16 protein-coding genes are annotated in these 16,109 nt (G+C 65.2%); 8 read left to right on the top strand and 8 right to left on the bottom strand.

Annotated features, from left to right (window positions below):
- Positions 1-199 precede the first annotated feature (199 nt).
- The 6 genes from ABW18_RS05015 (at position 200) to ABW18_RS05040 (ending at position 5,737) form a co-directional block, all read left to right on the top strand.
- Positions 200-1,141 carry a LysR family transcriptional regulator gene (locus ABW18_RS05015; protein ID WP_049697857.1) on the top strand — a complete coding sequence of 314 codons (942 nt, stop codon included), beginning with the start codon at positions 200-202 and terminating at the stop codon, positions 1,139-1,141.
- Complete coding sequence (locus ABW18_RS05020; protein ID WP_049697858.1) at positions 1,128-2,231, top strand: mandelate racemase/muconate lactonizing enzyme family protein; 1,104 nt, start codon at positions 1,128-1,130, stop codon at positions 2,229-2,231. The genes ABW18_RS05015 and ABW18_RS05020 overlap by 14 nt, the downstream gene beginning before the upstream one ends.
- Before the next feature lie 13 nt (positions 2,232-2,244).
- Positions 2,245-2,529 (top strand): muconolactone Delta-isomerase, encoded by a 285-nt coding sequence (gene catC, locus ABW18_RS05025; RefSeq protein ID WP_049697859.1) that lies wholly within the window; start codon positions 2,245-2,247, stop codon positions 2,527-2,529.
- A gap of 85 nt (positions 2,530-2,614) precedes the next feature.
- The gene (catA, locus tag ABW18_RS05030; RefSeq protein WP_049697860.1) at positions 2,615-3,493 is read left to right on the top strand and encodes a catechol 1,2-dioxygenase; all 879 of its coding nucleotides are present in this window, start codon (positions 2,615-2,617) and stop codon (positions 3,491-3,493) included.
- 65 nt (positions 3,494-3,558) lie between these two features.
- Positions 3,559-5,154 (top strand): AAA family ATPase, encoded by a 1,596-nt coding sequence (locus ABW18_RS05035; protein ID WP_049697861.1) that lies wholly within the window; start codon positions 3,559-3,561, stop codon positions 5,152-5,154.
- Between the two features lie 31 nt (positions 5,155-5,185).
- Complete coding sequence (locus ABW18_RS05040) at positions 5,186-5,737, top strand: molybdenum cofactor biosysynthesis protein (RefSeq protein ID WP_049697862.1); 552 nt, start codon at positions 5,186-5,188, stop codon at positions 5,735-5,737.
- A gap of 382 nt (positions 5,738-6,119) precedes the next feature.
- Here the strand turns inward: ABW18_RS05040 and ABW18_RS05045 are convergent, their stop codons facing one another.
- The 8 genes from ABW18_RS05045 to ABW18_RS05080 all read right to left on the bottom strand — a co-directional run bounded on the left by ABW18_RS05045 (position 6,120) and on the right by ABW18_RS05080 (position 14,752).
- A complete protein-coding gene (locus ABW18_RS05045; RefSeq protein ID WP_049697863.1) occupies positions 6,120-7,070 on the bottom strand; it encodes a proline dehydrogenase family protein in 951 nt (316 codons plus the stop codon).
- Between the two features lie 11 nt (positions 7,071-7,081).
- The gene (gene pruA / locus ABW18_RS05050; protein ID WP_049697864.1) at positions 7,082-8,731 is read right to left on the bottom strand and encodes an L-glutamate gamma-semialdehyde dehydrogenase; all 1,650 of its coding nucleotides are present in this window, start codon (positions 8,729-8,731) and stop codon (positions 7,082-7,084) included.
- Between the two features lie 141 nt (positions 8,732-8,872).
- Entirely contained in the window at positions 8,873-9,664 is a 792-nt protein-coding gene (locus ABW18_RS05055; protein WP_049697865.1) for an ABC transporter permease, read from the bottom strand.
- On the bottom strand, positions 9,664-10,545 hold the full coding sequence (locus ABW18_RS05060) for a 2-aminoethylphosphonate ABC transporter permease subunit (protein ID WP_049697866.1): 882 nt from the start codon (positions 10,543-10,545) through the stop codon (positions 9,664-9,666). Before ABW18_RS05060 ends, ABW18_RS05055 begins: the two co-directional genes overlap by 1 nt.
- Positions 10,542-11,720, bottom strand: coding sequence for an ABC transporter ATP-binding protein (locus ABW18_RS05065; protein WP_049697867.1), 1,179 nt, complete (start codon positions 11,718-11,720; stop codon positions 10,542-10,544). Before ABW18_RS05065 ends, ABW18_RS05060 begins: the two co-directional genes overlap by 4 nt.
- Before the next feature lies 1 nt (position 11,721).
- Positions 11,722-12,771: a 2-aminoethylphosphonate ABC transporter substrate-binding protein gene (locus tag ABW18_RS05070; RefSeq protein ID WP_049697868.1), complete on the bottom strand. Its 1,050-nt coding sequence runs from the start codon at positions 12,769-12,771 to the stop codon at positions 11,722-11,724.
- Positions 12,772-12,885: 114 nt separating this feature from the next.
- A complete protein-coding gene (locus ABW18_RS05075; protein ID WP_082946513.1) occupies positions 12,886-13,569 on the bottom strand; it encodes a phosphonatase-like hydrolase in 684 nt (227 codons plus the stop codon).
- Positions 13,570-13,597: 28 nt separating this feature from the next.
- On the bottom strand, positions 13,598-14,752 hold the full coding sequence (locus ABW18_RS05080; RefSeq protein ID WP_049697869.1) for a TIGR03364 family FAD-dependent oxidoreductase: 1,155 nt from the start codon (positions 14,750-14,752) through the stop codon (positions 13,598-13,600).
- Between the two features lie 98 nt (positions 14,753-14,850).
- Between ABW18_RS05080 and ABW18_RS05085 the strand changes: the two genes are divergently transcribed.
- Together ABW18_RS05085 and ABW18_RS05090 are read left to right on the top strand one after the other, a co-directional pair.
- Complete coding sequence (locus tag ABW18_RS05085) at positions 14,851-15,384, top strand: HD family phosphohydrolase (protein WP_049697870.1); 534 nt, start codon at positions 14,851-14,853, stop codon at positions 15,382-15,384.
- The gene (locus tag ABW18_RS05090) at positions 15,381-16,088 is read left to right on the top strand and encodes a GntR family transcriptional regulator (protein WP_420841301.1); all 708 of its coding nucleotides are present in this window, start codon (positions 15,381-15,383) and stop codon (positions 16,086-16,088) included. Before ABW18_RS05085 ends, ABW18_RS05090 begins: the two co-directional genes overlap by 4 nt.
- Positions 16,089-16,109: the final 21 nt, after the last annotated feature.

Raw genomic sequence — 16,109 nt, forward strand, 5'->3', positions numbered from 1 at the left:
GGTCACGCATAGGGCTGTCGCAGCCCTGACCCACGTTCTGATTGATCGATGTCATCGATCAATCACACGAATATGAGTCCTTGTCTTGTATGGATCGGGCTTCTACCGTGGATCTCGAAAGTGGTGACAGTCACATGGCGCCAGGGGAGTGACTCAGAATTCGCTCCTTCCGAGTAGTCGGCGTGAGAGGAGCGGTGACATGGAGCTACGACATCTGCGGTACTTCGTGGCCGTCGCCGACACATGTCACTTCGGGCAGGCCGCTGCCACGCTGCACGTCGCGCAGCCCGCGCTGTCGTACGCGATCAGGCAACTCGAAGCAGAACTCGACGTCACGTTGATGACCAGAACGACTCGCCAGGTCTCACTCACTCCCGCAGGCCTCTACCTGCAGGCGGAGGCCAGGCGCATCCTCGGTGACGTCGACGGATGCGTCGACGAGGTACGACGTATCGCCGCCGGACGCAGTGGATTGGTGCGACTCGGACTGACCGGCATCGGGGCCTTCTCGCATCTGCCCAGGATCGCCCGCGCCGTCAAACAACAGCTCCCGGGCGTCGAGCTCGCGATCTCCGCGGACATGCTGACTCCGACACAGCGCGACGCGCTGGTCGCCGGCGAGATCGACCTCGGACTACTGCGACCGCCGGTGGCCGGTGACGGCATCGAGGTACGCACCATCGACGTCGAGCCGTTGGTCCTCGCCGTGTCCAGTGATCACCGGCTTGCATCCGAACCTGTTGTGGCGCTGCAAGATCTGCGCACCGAACCATTCGTGATGTACGACAGTCGTGACTCTGCGGTCAACGACGCCGTGTTGCGGGCTTGCAGGAGTGCGGATTTCGTTCCGCAGCGGTCGCACGAGGCATCGGGAACGCCCGTCCTGCTCGCGCTGGTTGCCGCGGGACTCGGCGTTGCTGTACTTCCCGGCTCGGTGCGTGCACTGCAGTCGGCAGGCGTCGTCATCCGCGAACTGGCCGACGCCGGCTCCATCGAAGTAGCGCTCGCATGGCGCACGGATGACACCAATCCACTCGTCGCGACCGTGTCCGAGGTGATTGCGGACGCATTCGGCTTGGCCGGGGCGCTCCTGAGCTCGCCGAACTCTTCCCACAAGGACCACACTCATGAAAATCACTGAGATCGAAGCGATTCCGTTCGCGATCCCGTACACCAAACCACTGCGCTTCGCCTCCGGTGAGGTCCACGCGGCCGAGCACGTACTCGTGCGGGTCCACACCGACGAGGGCATCGTCGGCGTCGCAGAGGCGCCGCCACGACCGTTCACCTACGGCGAGACGCAGGACGGCATCGTCGCAGTCATCGACAAGGTATTTGCCCCGCAGCTCGTTGGTCTTACAGTGCTCGAACGCGAGGTCATCGGCGAACGGCTCGCACGCACCGTCGGCAATCCGACCGCGAAGTCGGCGATCGACATGGCCGTCTGGGACGCACTCGGCAAGATCCTCGGCTACCCGGTCGCCGACCTGCTCGGCGGCTACACCGACCGTATGCGCGTCAGTCACATGCTCGGATTCGACGAACCGTCGGTCATGGTCGCCGAGGCCGCGCGCATGCGCGACACCTACGGCATCAACACGTTCAAGGTGAAGGTCGGGCGGCGGCCGGCGTCGCTCGACACCGCGGTGGTCCGCGCACTAAGGGAGAGCTTCGGCGAGTCCATCGATCTCTACGTCGACGGCAATCGGGGGTGGTCGGCGTCGGAGTCGATGCGCGCCATGACCGAGATGGCTGACCTCGGCCTGCTCTTTGCCGAAGAGCTCTGTCCCGCAGACGATGTGCAGGGTCGACGCTGGCTCGTCGAACGTCTCGACGTCCCCTTCATCGCCGACGAATCGGTGCCAGAACCCGCGGACATCACACGCGAGGTGCTGGGTGGTTCGGCCACGGCGATCAGCATCAAAACGGCCCGAACGGGTTTCACCAGATCGCGCCGGGCGCACCACCTCGCAGAAGGCCTCGGCCTCGAGGTGGTGATGGGCAATCAGATTGACGGACAGATCGGCACCGCATGCACTCTCGCGTTCGGAACGGCCTTCGAGCTGACGTCGCGGCAGGCCGGTGAGCTCTCGAACTTCCTCGACATGAGCGACGACCTACTCGCCGAGCCGCTGCAGATCTCCGACGGCCTGCTGCATCGCTCCGAAGCGCCGGGTATCGGTGTCGAGATCGATCCCGAAAAACTCACCCACTATCGACTCGACCACTGAGAGAAGACCACCGATGCTCTTCCACGTACGCATGGACGTCAACATTCCCCACGACCTCGCTCCCGATGTCCGGGCCGAGACCGTCGCGCGCGAGAAGGCGTATTCGCAAGAGCTGCAACGCAAAGGCGCATGGCCACACATCTGGCGGATCGTCGGCGAGTACTCCAACTTCTCGATATTCGACGTCGCCGACAACGACGAACTGCACTCCATCCTGTCCGGACTTCCGCTGTTTCCGTACATGACGATCCACGTGACGCCCCTCGCCACCCACCCATCAGATATCGCCGCGGGCTGACCGACCCGCCCGCGGCCCACTTCTCGCTCAACTCGCAGCCCCTGGTCACCCAGCACACAGCCCGAAGTAACAAGGAGTATCCATCATGACGAACACCATCGACGCCAGCTTCAACGAAGAGGTCACCGCGAAGGCCGCCGAGTCGGGCGCCAATGCCTCGGCGCGCTTCCGTGAACGCATGGCCACCAGCGGATCTCGTGCAGGCGTCGTCGACGCCGAACGAGTCAACTACCTGGCGAGCAAGGCGGTGAAGGCGCTCAACGACATCGTCCTCGACGACCGCGTCACCTACGAGGAGTACAACGCCTTGAAGGCGTGGCTGATCAGGGTGGGTGAGGACGGCGAATGGCCGCTGTTCCTCGACGTCTGGCTCGAGCACTCGGTCGAAGAGGTTGCCAACGAGCATCGCGAGGGCAGCAAGGGCACCATCGAGGGACCGTACTACATCGAGGGCTCGCCCGAATTATCATGGAACGGAACCATTCCCATGCGCGACGACGAGCCGGGCACACCGATGGTGTTCTCCGGACAGGTGCGCGCTGTCGATGGCACACCGCTCTCGGGCGCCAAGCTCGAGCTCTGGCACGCAGACGATCTCGGCTTCTACTCGCAGTTCGCGCCGGGACTGCCGGAGTGGAATCTCCGCGGCACCTGGATCGCCGACGGCGAGGGGCACTTCGAGATTCACAGCCTGCAGCCCGCGCCGTATCAGATCCCCACAGACGGTGCATGCGGTCAGCTCATCGAGGCGGCGGGATGGCACGCCTGGCGACCCGCGCATCTGCACTTCAAGGTGAGCGCGCCGGGCTACGAGCTGATCACCACGCAGCTCTACTTCCCAGGTGATCCGCACAACGACGACGACATCGCCTCCGCCGTCAAGCCTGAACTGATGCTCGACCCGCAGCCGGTCGACGGCGGCGTCGCCGTGACGTACGACTTCGTCCTCGATCCCGAGGCCTGAGTCCAGCTTTCAGATCGGGCGTCCGCGTAATCGGACGCCCGATCGACGACCAGGGAAGGTCGATCATGTTGGTAGCACCGACAACACTCGTCGCGGGTACAACGTCGGACGACCTGGCGCGGGTTCGTGGTCAGGCGTCGTCGTGGCGTTCGCCCGAGATCGCCATCGCCGACCGGGATCTCACCGACGCGGCGCTGAGCGACCTGATCGCGACGGCGGATTCCCTTGGCGAGGACTCGTTCTCGCGTGTCGTCGGCGCGATTGTGTCGTCGCGGGCAGGCGACTTTGCGCCGATCCCACACCTCGACGCCGCCGTCGAGATCTTCCGGACCTTCTTACGACACGAGATGATCGACGGCTGGCTCTACGTCCGCGAGTCCGACGGTTACCTTCATCCGTATCTCGTCATGGACATCACGCTCGAGCACGGTGACCGAACACATGGTCCGCGAATCAAATTCACGATGGAAGCAGACAATGCCACCGTGAAGCGACCCTCACGTAAGCCTCGGGTTCTCTACTTCGAAGACACCGAGGTCGTCGGAAAGACACCCGCGGACGTGCTGTTGGCCGGCGGTGCGTACAAGGAGAGCAGCGACCTCAAGGCCGAGTACCAGGCGCGCCGTGACCGCTACCAGCACATCATCGACACCGGTTTCGGACAGCAATACACGTTCAGCGGCAGGGTGATTCGTAACGACGACTATCGCTCGCCCAACTCGCGAAACGATCGCAAGGTGGTGCACGACGTCGCACCCGACGAGATCGCACCACTGCGCATGGTCGCCGCCTCGGTACTGTTCGACAGCAACCGTTACGGCGGAGACGATTTCGGTCCCGTGCCGGTCACCACAGCGGTGCGGGTATTCGATCTCGGAGCGCAGGACTTCCTCGACGTCAACACCGCCGACCTCGCCGAGTACGTCTACGAGACACACCTGCAGGACAAACTCGTTCTACCCGACGATCAACGAGAACTGCTGAACATCCTCACGACAGACATTTCGGTGTTCACCGGCGACATCATCGGCGGTAAGTCGGCAGGCAACGTCATCCTCGCCAAGGGAAGGCCGGGCGTCGGGAAGACACTTACCGCCGAGGTCTATGCCGAGGTCACCGGACGTCCGCTCTACTCGATCCACTCCGGATCACTGGGCATCACAGCCGAATTGGTGCGCAAGAACCTCGAAGTGATCTTCGATCGCGCCAAGCGATGGGACGCGGTTCTCCTGCTCGACGAAGCCGACGTGTTCGTCATGGAGCGCGGACTCGATCTCGCGCAGAACGCCATCGTCGCCGAATTCCTGCGCACCCTCGAGTATTTCGACGGCTTGCTGTTCCTCACCACCAACCGCATCGACGGTGTCGACGAAGCGATCCTCGCCCGCTGTGCAGCGATCATCTCTTACGCGCCGCCCGGACCGAAGGACGCCCGACAGGTCTGGCAGATCCTGGCTGCCGGCAACGACGTCATCCTGGGGGAGGACCTGCTCGACGACCTCGTGGGCGGGTTCCCCGACATCACACCGCGCGACATCAAGATGCTCCTACGGCTCGCGCTGCGTATGGCGCGGCATCGTGACGTCGAACTCGACGCATCGGTGTTCGCGAGCAGCGCGGTGTTCCGAGGGCTGACGTACGTGCCGCGTTCGGAGAGATGACCGGTCGATGCGGGCTGCGTAGCCTGGGAGCATGGAGTTCAGGTACGACGTCGAGATCGTGACGTTCGTCGTCTCGCCTGCACACGCCTACTTCGGACGACCGAAGGACGGTCCGGCCGCAGACGTGCCGACCGAGACGCCGTCGAGCGTTGAGATAGTCGCCGACAAGGGGATTCGCGGTGACAGGTTCTTCGGCGTGCGCGCTCACACCGAAGCGGCCGTGACGTTCTTGGCGCTAGAAGCGTGGGAGGCGGCGGCCGGTGACGCCGACCCGGTTGTCGCCCGTCGCAACGTGGTGGTGCGTGGCCTCGAACTCGACCCGTTGCGCGGGAGGGAGTTCAGCGTCGACACCGGCGACGGTCCCGTGCGATTCCGCGGCGGACGTCCGGCGCACCCGTGCGCGTGGATGGACACGATGGCCGGCGAGGGTGCCCGTAAGGCGCTGATCGGTCGCGGCGGCCTGCGGGCGCAGCCGCTGACCTCGGGGACGCTGCGCGTGGGCCGGGCGTCGATCGTCACCGACATCGAACTCGACGCCGCCCGCGCCGCCGCACAGGTCAAGCGCGCGCAGCCGCTGGGGTGAGCCCCCGCTGGTCGAGCGAGCCCCCCGCTGGTCGAGCGGGCGCGAGCGTAGCGAGCACCCGAGTCGAGACCACCCCTCCCGCTGGTGATCTCGACAAGCTCGATCAGCGGTAGACGGTTCGCTCCGCGGGTGGCCCCCCGCTGGTCGAGCGGGCGCGAGCGAAGCGAGCACCCGAGTCGAGACCACTGCCCCCCGCTGGTGATCTCGACAAGCTCGATCAGCGGGAAAGGCTCTATCGGCGGGCCCCACCGCTGGTCGAGCGGGCGCGAACGTAGTGAGCACCCGAGTCGAGACCACTTTGGCCGGCGGTGATCTCGACAAGCTCGATCCGCGGGTAGAGCTCGATCAGCGGTAAAACAGCTCGATCAGCGGAGGGCCCCCCTCAGCCCGACACCAGCGCGCGCAGGAAGAATCCCAGGTTGGCGGGCTTCTCGGCGAGGCGTCGGACGAAGTAGCCGTACCACTCCTGGCCGTAGGGGATGTACACGCGGACGGCGTGGCCGGCGGTGGCCAGGCGCTGTTGCTCGTCGGCTCGGATGCCGTAGAGCATCTGGTGTTCCCAGCTGTGTGGCTCCCGGCCGAACTCGATCGCCATCAGCTCGGCCGCCTCGATCATCGTCGGATCATGGCTGGCGACCATCGGATATCCGGTGCCCTTCATCAGGATTCGTAGACATCTCAGATACGCCTCGTCGATCAGTGAGCGTTCGGGATAGGCGACCGACGCGGGCTCGGAGTAGGCGCCCTTGCACAGCCGGATGCGAGCGCCGGATGCCGCGAACTCTTGACAGTCGTCCTCGGTGCGACGCAGGTATGCCTGCAAAACCGTTCCCAATTCAGGGTATTCGCCGCGCAGAGTCCTGACGATGTCGAGTCGTTCGTCGACGGTGCCGTGGTCCTCGGCGTCGACCGTGACCAATACGCCTGCCGCGGCAGCGGCACCACAGATGGTGTGCGTGTTCTCCTCGGCAATCTTTCGACCATGCCGCGGCAGACACTGGCCCAGCGCAGTGAGCTTCAACGACACTTCCAGTGCCCCTGGCGGCGCCTCGAACTGCGACATCCCCTGCAGGAGACTCAGATACGCCGCGACCGTCGCCGACGCCTGAGTTTCGTCGGTGGTGTCCTCGCCGAGGTGGTCGATGGTCACCGACAGTCCGCTGCCGAGTGCGTCGGCGATTGCCGCGAGTGCGTCGGATTCCGACTCGCCCGCAACAAAGCGGTCGACGACGCGTTCGGTGACCGGAAGCCGCTGCGATGTCTGCTTGATGCGTTGGCTCCCCGCCGCGCGTGTGATCACCGGGCGCAGAACCGAATCGAAGAGTGCGCTCATGTCATGTCACCTCAGTCCTTCTCGGTGGCATCAGTTGCCATGTGCGGGTAGGCCGAATCTTTCGGCGGTACAAAGGTTTCCTTGATGGTCCGCGTCGACGTCCAGCGCATCAGGTTCGCTTTCGAACCTGCCTTGTCGTTGGTGCCCGATGCGCGCGCCCCACCGAACGGCTGCTGGCCGACGACGGCGCCGGTCGGTTTGTCGTTGATGTAGAAGTTGCCTGCCGCGTTGCGCAGCAGATTCGACGCCGTCGACACGGCGGCGAGGTCGGTGGCGATGATCGAGCCGGTCAGCGCGTACCGCGCGGTGGAATCGACCATGCGCAGCGTCGATGCGAAGTCGGCGTCGTCGTAGACGTGGACAGACAAGATGGGTCCGAAGTACTCGGTGGAGAAGGCTTCGTCGGTCGGGTCGTCGCCGAGCAGCACCGTCGGCCGGACGAAGTAACCCTCGGTGTCGTCGCACTGCCCGCCGACCGCGACGGTCGTCGAGGCGACGGTCTTCGCACGGTCGATCGCGGCGACCTGCTTGTCGAAGGCGCGTCGGTCGATCACGGCACCGCCGAAGTTGGACAGGTCCCGTACATCGCCGTAGGTCAATTCGGCTGCCTCGCTGAGGAAGTCGTCGCCCATGCGATCCCACACCGAGCGCGCGACATACGCGCGCGATGCGGCCGAGCACTTCTGCCCCTGATACTCGAAGGCGCCGCGAATCAGGGCGGTGCGCAACACATCCGGGTCCGCTGACGAATGCGCGACGATGAAGTCCTTGCCGCCCGTCTCGCCGACGACGCGCGGGTAGTTGCGATAGTCGTTGATGCGGTTGCCGACTTCGCGCCACAGATGCTGGAAGGTTGCGGTCGAGCCGGTGAAGTGGATGCCCGCGAGATTCTCGTCGGCGAGCGCGACGTCGGACATCGCGCGTCCGTCGCCGTTCACCAGATTGATGACGCCGGCCGGGAGTCCGGCCTCTTCGAGGAGCCTCATGGTGATGTGCGCGGCGTACGCCTGTGTCGGAGAGGGCTTCCACACCACGGTGTTGCCCATCAGCATGGGTGCGGTCGGGAGATTGCCGGCGATGGCGGTGAAGTTGAATGGTGTGATGGCGTAGACGAATCCGTCGAGCGGACGGTGATCGAGGCGATTCCACACACCCGGCGACGACATCGGCTGCTCGGCGAGGATCTCCCGCGCGAACTCGACGTTGAACCGCCAGAAATCGACGAGCTCGCACGGCGCGTCGATCTCGGCCTGCTGCACAGTCTTCGACTGCCCGAGCATCGTTGCGGCAGCTAGCTTTTCACGCCACGGTCCGCTGAGCAGGTCTGCCGCGCGCAGGAGTACGGCCGCTCGATCGTCGAAAGTGGTGTGCGCCCAGGACTCCTGCGCTGTCATCGCCGCGTCGACGGCGGCGCGGGCATCGTCGTGGGTGGCGTTGGTCATCGTGCCGAGCACCTCGTGATGAGAGTGTGGCTGCACGACGTCGAGTCGCTCACCGTCTCCGATGTGCGCCGCGCCACCGATGATGTGCGGCAGCTCCGCCGGTTCGGCCGACGACTGTCGCGAGAGTTCCTCGACGATCCGTCGACGTTCCGGGGTGCCGAGCGCGTAGGTGTGCACCGGCTCGTTGATTGGGCGTGGGGGAGTGGTGATCGCATCCATGGTCTCAGTCCATCGAGACGGAGACGATTCGGCTATGTCCAATCGGCCAACGTCGATGCAAACAGTTCAGCGGATTGCACAACGGAGATCGCGCAACGGCGCCCGATTGCACGGCAACCGGACGTCCGTCGTGCCAGCCGCCTACGCTGCTCGCGTGCGGATTCTGCCGAGAACAGTGAGCGCGACCAGCGTCGTCGCCAGCAGCACCGTCGTGCAGGCTGCCGCCGAGAAGACCTGACCGCGATCGGAGAGTCCGAAAATGGTCACCGGCAACGTCTTCCAGGTCGCGGGGTACACCATGACCGTCGCGCCGAGCTCACCCATCGAGAGTGCCACCGCGAGACCTGCGGCAGCCCCGAGTGCGGGCGTCAACAGAGGTAGCGTGACGCGGGTCAGCACGCGGAACGGGCTGGCGCCCAACGATTCCGCCGCCTGCTTGTAGGCGGGATCGAGTCGTTCCAACGCAGCGGTGACCGAACTGAACGCGAAGGCCAGGACGAGCACGGTGTGCGCCACGATCACGATCCAACGGGTGCCGCCCAAGAGCAACGGCTTCGAGTTGAAACTGATCAGCAAACCCAACCCGATGGCGACCGAAGGCACCGCGATCGGCAGGTGGAAGACCGCGTCGGTGAATCGGCGTATCGGCGCGGGCGCCTCCCTGGACGAGAGCGCGGCCCAGGTGCCGAGAACCAGCGCGATGGCGCCGGCGATGAAGGCCGTCTGAATGCTGACCGACAGCGATGCCAGGTTCTCGCCCGAGAGCGCATCCCCGAAATGGTTGAGACCCAGGTTCGACGGCAGTGGGCCCGTCCACGAGCCTGCGAACCCGGCGATGACGACGGTGGCAATCGGTGCGACGAAGACCACGAGTACGACGACCGCGAAGATCGTCCAGGTGATTACCCGGCTGGCGCGAGTCCAGAGCAACATCAGATCTTCTCCCTGCGAGTCGTGATGCGTGCGAACAACAATCGGTAGGCGCCGTACAGGGCAAGTGACAGTGCGACCTGGACAGTCGCGATCACCGCCGCCCCCGGCAGGTCGAACGTGACGATGCCACGGGTGTAGATCAGGACGGGCAGCGTCGTGACGTCTTTGGCGCCCGTGAAGGCGACGATGCCGAACTCGTTGAGCGTCAACAGCAGAACCAGGCTTCCGCCCGCTGCCAACGCGGGCCACGCTTCGGGAAGGATCACCGAGCGGAGCACCCGCAACGGCGAAGCGCCCAGCGATGCAGCCACATTCAGTTGATCCGTCGACATCATCGCGAACGCGGCCAACAGCGGTCGGACGACGAAAGGGGTGAAGAAGGTGATCTCGGCGAGGATCACGCCCCACGGCGTCGTGAGAAAGTGCAGTGGACGTTCTCCGGTCACCGCGGCGATCGCCGAGTTCACCGCTCCCGCAGAGCCATACAGAAATGTGAACGCCAGGGTGATGAGAAACGAGGGCAGTGCGAGCACTGTATCGATCATGCGCGCCACCAGGCCCGAACCTGGGAAGGGCACGAACGCCAGGACCACGGACAAAAACGTGCCGAGCACAACGCATCCGACCGTCGACGCGATCGCGATCCACGCGGTCGTGGTCAACGCCCGCACGAACGCCTCGCTGCTCAACACTGCGCCCCAGGTGCTTTGACCTTGACCGTCAGCGGATTCGGCCAGCATCCGGATCAGCGGATACACCGCGATGACGGCGATCACCACGAGAGGCGGCAACGCCCAGACGAGTGCTCCGAGGCGACGCGGTGCCTGATTCGACGGCGGTGGTGCGGACGTCGCCTGCTCCGCGAGGGTTGCCGACGTCATCGCGGACCTCCGGCTGTGTCGACCAATGTGCCTGCCGGGTCGGGCAACCGCACGCCGACGACCTCGTCGACCGGGTGGTCGGCGCGGCCCGCGACGTCGGCGTCGATCAGTTGATCGGGCAGACCGTCGACGGCGAGCGTCAAGCGTGTCGACGCCCCGCGCCAGACCGACGTCGTCACGCGGGCACGCAGTGATCGCTGTGCACCGACTGCGGTCACTTCGATTTCGTGTGGGCGGATGCACAGGTGCGCAGGCAATCCCGGCGTCCACCTCGACATCGGTTCCGGGGCGGTCGCCGACAGCATCTTCTCACCGACCTCGACCAAAGCCGTTGCGCCGGACACGCGTCCGACCTTGCAGGGGAGAAGATTGGCGCCACCGAGGAACGACGCCGTGAAGCCCGACGGTGGTCGAGACCACAGTTCATCGGTTGTGCCGATGTCGACGAGGCGAGCATCGCGCATGACGCCGATCCGATCTGCCAGCGCGAGGGCCTCGGTCTGATCGTGCGTCACATACAGCATGGTGGTGTCGGGCAATGCATCTCGCAGTCGTTGGAGCTCCCCGACCATGGTCTGGCGTAGGGCGGCGTCGAGCGCAGCGAGTGGTTCGTCGAGCAGTAGGACGTCGGGCTTGATGGCCAGTGCCCGGGCAATGGCCACGCGCTGCTGCTGTCCGCCGGAGAGTTCGCGGGGCAGGCGTGAACCGTACTCGGACATGCTGACCATGCCGAGTGCTTCCTCGACCCGCTCGCCGACCTCGCGCTTGGAGAGTTTGCGTGCTCGCAACCCGAAGGCGACGTTGTCACGCACCCGCATGTGTGGGAAGAGTGCGTACGACTGCACGACGACGCCGATCCCGCGACGTGCGGGCGGAAGGTCGGTGATGTCGTTGCCGGACAGTCGAACCCGACCGGCTGTCGGGCGCACGAACCCTGCGAGCGACTTGAGTGCCGTCGACTTTCCGGAACCACTCGGACCAAGCAGCGCGACGGTCTCACCACGGCTGACGCGCAACGTGAAGTCGCGCAACGCATCTGTGGAGTTCTTACCGCGTCCATAGGAGACGGTCACGCGATCGAAGGCGATCGCCGGTTGCTGTGGGGAGGCCCCCGAGGGGGTCGACGCCGAGAGCTCGGCGTCGACCTTCCTGCGAGTCAACGGATTCTGTGCCATGTCAGTTACCGGTTGCCTTCTGATATGCGGCGACGTCGGCGTCGAGCGTGGAGAGCACCGACTTCCAGTCCGGATGCCAGATCGTCACGCCTTGGATTGTCTGTGCGGGGCTCGGCGACGTGGTGGGCGCGGCGACGTCGGTGCGAACGGAGACGCCGAGAGCGTCGGTGCCGACCGTGTTCTGTACGTCCTTCGAGAGCAGGAACGTGAGCAGCTTCTTGGCGTCGTCGGCGTGCGGTGCTCCCTTGGTGATTCCCGCGAAGTACGGCAGCGACACCGTGGTTCGCGACCCGTCAGGCATCGCGGGGAAGAACAGGTCGAACTTCGAGCCGTCGTCGCGGATCGATGCGAGGTTCATCTGTACGTCACCGTTGGCGACGAGGAGTTCGCCGTTGCTCACCTTCGGCTGCAGCTTTCCGGTCGAGCTCGACGGCCCGACGTTGTTGGCCTGCAACTTGCCGAGGTAGTCGAGCGCACCCTGCTTGCCCATCAGATGTTGCAGGAGCAGGAGTACCGCGGTGCCGTCGCCTGCCTGGCCCGGCGTCGAATACTGGATCTTGCCCTTGAAACGAGAGTCGAGAAGGTCATTCCACGACGCGGGCGCAGGCTGTGCGGACGGGTTGCGGATGAATGACAGATAGTTGTCGACGATGCCGACGTAGTTGCCGCCGACGGCAGACGGATCGACGCCGGTGGTGTCGACGCCCGGTGCCGTGAGAAGTCCGTCGGCGTCGGCCTTCTGGATGAACGGGGGCAGCGTGACGAGCAGGTCGGCCTGCGGGTTGGACTGCTCTTTCTGCACGCGCGAGACGACCTCGCCCGAGCCTGCCTCGACGATATTGACCGAAATACCGGTCTGGTCTTTGAATTTGGCGAACTCGCTCTTGTACCAGGTACCGAGTCCGTCTGCGGTGTAGACGGTCAGTGTCTTGCCGCCGCCGGAATCGGACGATCCCGTACCGCCGCAGGCCGCAGTCAGTGTGACCGCTGCGACCGTCGCAGCAAGAGCGACGGCTCGCATCGAGGTGCGAGTGAGACGTGAAATGCGCATGAGAGAACCCCCTGTGGGTGATGAAGTGGGCGTGGCGGATGGCGCTGTGCTGCGCCGATGCAGCACAACGGATGTGGATGGATGGTGAAATTCTGGGTGGTGTCGACCGGGTGATCAGTTGCCGAACAATGCTGCGGCGGCACCGATGTCGGCGACGACATCGGTTGCGCCTGCCGCGCGAAGGGTGTCTTCGTCATGTGCGCCGGTCAGTACGCCCGCGACGATGCCCGCGCCGGCGCGCACGCCGCTGGTGATGTCATTGGCGGTGTCACCGACGACCGCAACCTGACGCACATCGTCGATGCGCAGCGTGATGAGGGCCGAGAGGATCATGTCGGGAAAGGGCCTGCCGCGCAGAGTGTCCGACGGCGCGATGACGAGGTCGGCGAGATCGTGCCAGCCGAGGGAGTCGATGAGTAGTTTCTGAGTGTTCGCGCTGAAGCCAGTGGTCAGCGCGACCTTGATTCCTGAGTCACGCAGCTGTGAAATGGACTGTGCCGCACCGTCGATAGGGGTGGCACCGCCGTCGGCGATCTGCGCGTCGTACGCCTTCTCGAAGGCCGCATTGGCCGCCTGGGCGCGTGCTTCGTCGCCATCGACGAGGTGCCGGAAGACGGTGATCTTGGATTGCCCCATCGTGTCGACGACGTATTGCCTCACCTCGTCGTGGCTGGGGCCGTCGGTGGGTAGGCCTGCGGCTGCTGCCGCGGCGTCGAACGCGGCGAGGACCGAGCCGCCGTCGGCGACCGTCGTGCCTGCCATGTCGAGGACTGCGAGTGTGATCGGGTTGTCGGACAAGGTATTTCCCTTCAGGTGTGGCGTGTGGTCAGAGGTTCATGAGGTCTGCGGTGTCTTCACCGATCGCGGGGCCGAGCGTCATTCCACGCCCACCCGGGCCGGTGACGACCCAGACGCCTGGCGAGACCTCGCTGCGGTAGACGAGTTCTGAGGAGTCGAGGCACTGCGAGTAGACACCTGCCCAGCGTCGTGCGATGGGCGGAAGGCGTCGCCCGAGCAGGTTCTCGACGACCGAAACCAGATGTTGGTAGGGGTCTTCGGTGACGTCGAAGCCGAAGATGTCGGCGTCGTCGCCGTCCGCGGTGCGGTCATAGGCGTGTGTGTCGCCGATCGTCAGGCCGCCGTCGAGGCGTTGCACGCACAGCAGTTGCATGTGGTGTTCGGCAGCGACCGGTGACTGCGACTGCACGCGGCCGAGGTGGTCGAGGGCCTCGCCTGCGAATGCGGGGTAGTAGCGGAAGCTGTCGCCGTCGGCGATCGCGGTGGTGAGCTTCTCATCGAACGGCGCGGTCTGCATCATCTGCAGCCTGACCCGGCGGACCGGTGGTTGCTCGCCGACCAGTTCGCGTAGCAGACCCGAGTGCGCGGCGCCGGTGCACACGACGACGGCGTCGCCGCGATGGGTGGCACCGGTGTCGTCGGTGACCTCGACCGTCCCCGACGTCGACGTCACCGACCGCACCTCACGCCCGCCGAGATACTCGAAACGCCCGGTGGTGGAGAGGAACCCACGCAATGCGGGGAGTGCGACACGAGATTCGACGGCTCCGTCGCGTGCGCAGTGCAGACCCGCGACATAGGTGCCCTGCAGTGCGGGATTGATCGCGCGCACGTCGGAGGGATCGAGGAGTGTGAACTCGCGTTGGGCGGAATCACTCTGTGCGAGAGTCTCTTCCGCGACGGCCAGCTCAGCAGCGGTGCGGACGAGTGTGATCGAGCCGCACGGCCGGAAGCCGATACCGGGAACGTCGGCTCCGATCTTCTCCCAGAGGTCACGTGAGCGCTGCACCGCGGGGAGTTCGTCCGCCGAACGTCCGGACACCCAGACGAGTCCGAAGTTTCGGACTGTAGCGCCGCGCGCCTCACGCTCTCGTTCGAGCAACAGCACCTCGTGTCCGCGCTCGATGGCGGCACGCGCATGCGACGTACCGAGGATTCCGCCTCCGATGATGATCACCTTCATGCGAACTAGTCTGCTGGTTTGGTCTAGACCAATAAAGGTCCTTTCGGAGAACTCTGGGTTAACTCTTGGTCTAGACCAGATTGGGTACAGTGAATCTCATGTGTGCGGATGTGGTTGCAGAGGTCGAGGACGTGCTGCGCTCGCTGCGCGGAGTCTGGGACGAAGAGGCCGTCGACGAGCTCGATCACGCGCTGCAGGCGGGCCGCAATGCCGTGGTGGCAGGCGCGGATGACGAACTGGTGCTCGCCGCTGTGCTCCACGACGTCGGGCACAGTCGCCTCGTCGAGTCCACTGCTCGCCACGACGACGATGCGCGGGCCTGGCTGACTCCTCGATTCGGCGAACGTGTCGGATGGCTTGCGGGTTCGCATGTCGCGGCGAAGAAGTGGCTGGCGGCTCACGATCCGGCCTACACGGATGGGCTGACCGCGACATCGGTCGCCTCGCTCGCGGAGCAGGGAGGCGCAGGCGATCTCGGTGCGGAGTGGACACGGCACCCGTGGTGGCCAGATGCCCTCGCATTGCGCCGATTCGACGACGCCGCGAAGATTCCCGGGGCTTCGGCACTCTCGATCGACGAGGTCGTGGTGGTGGCCCGGCGTGTGCTCGACGTCGAGCGGGGTGGCCACTGATGGCGCCCGAAACTCAGCCGAAGTACGTGCGGGTGCGGACTGAACTCGAGCACGTCCTCGCCGATCTCGAAGAGGGCGACTCGGTGCCATCCGAACGCGTGCTGTCCGAACGTTTTTCGGTTGCGCGCGAGACGGTGCGGCAGGCGTTGCAGGAACTACTCGTCGAGGGCCGGATCGAACGGCGCGGGCGCGGAACGGTCGTGTCGGCGCCAAAGATGGTGCAGCCGTTGTCGTTGAAGTCCTACACCGAGGGAGCGCGCCAGTTCGGCCGGGTACCCAGCCGTATCATGGTGACATTCGCCGACGCCGTACCCGAAGAATCCGTCTGCGCAGGTTTGGGTTTGGCGCCTGGTTCGACCGTGATGCACCTTGAACGCGTGCTGCTCGCCGACGGCCAGAAGCTCGGGCTGGAGAGTACGTTTCTCCCGAAAGAGCGATTCGGGCACTTCTACGAGACCTTCGATCCGGAGACCTCGTTGTACACCGCGATCCGTGCCGAGGGCGTCACGTTCGCCAGCGCCGAGGAGCGGATCGAGACGGCGCTGCCGAGCCCGCGGCAGGCCCAGCTACTCGAAACGTCGACCGCCATGCCGATGCTGTTGCTGCGCAGGCGATCTTTCGACGCCGCCGGCCTGCCCGTCGAGGTGGTGTGGTCGCTCTTCCGCGGCGACCGCATCGCCTTCGAGGCCACGCTGCGGGAGTGAGCGATGCGGGGCGAGTGGTTT

This window comes from Gordonia jacobaea, from assembly GCF_001186365.1.
GTDB lineage: Bacteria > Actinomycetota > Actinomycetes > Mycobacteriales > Mycobacteriaceae > Gordonia > Gordonia jacobaea.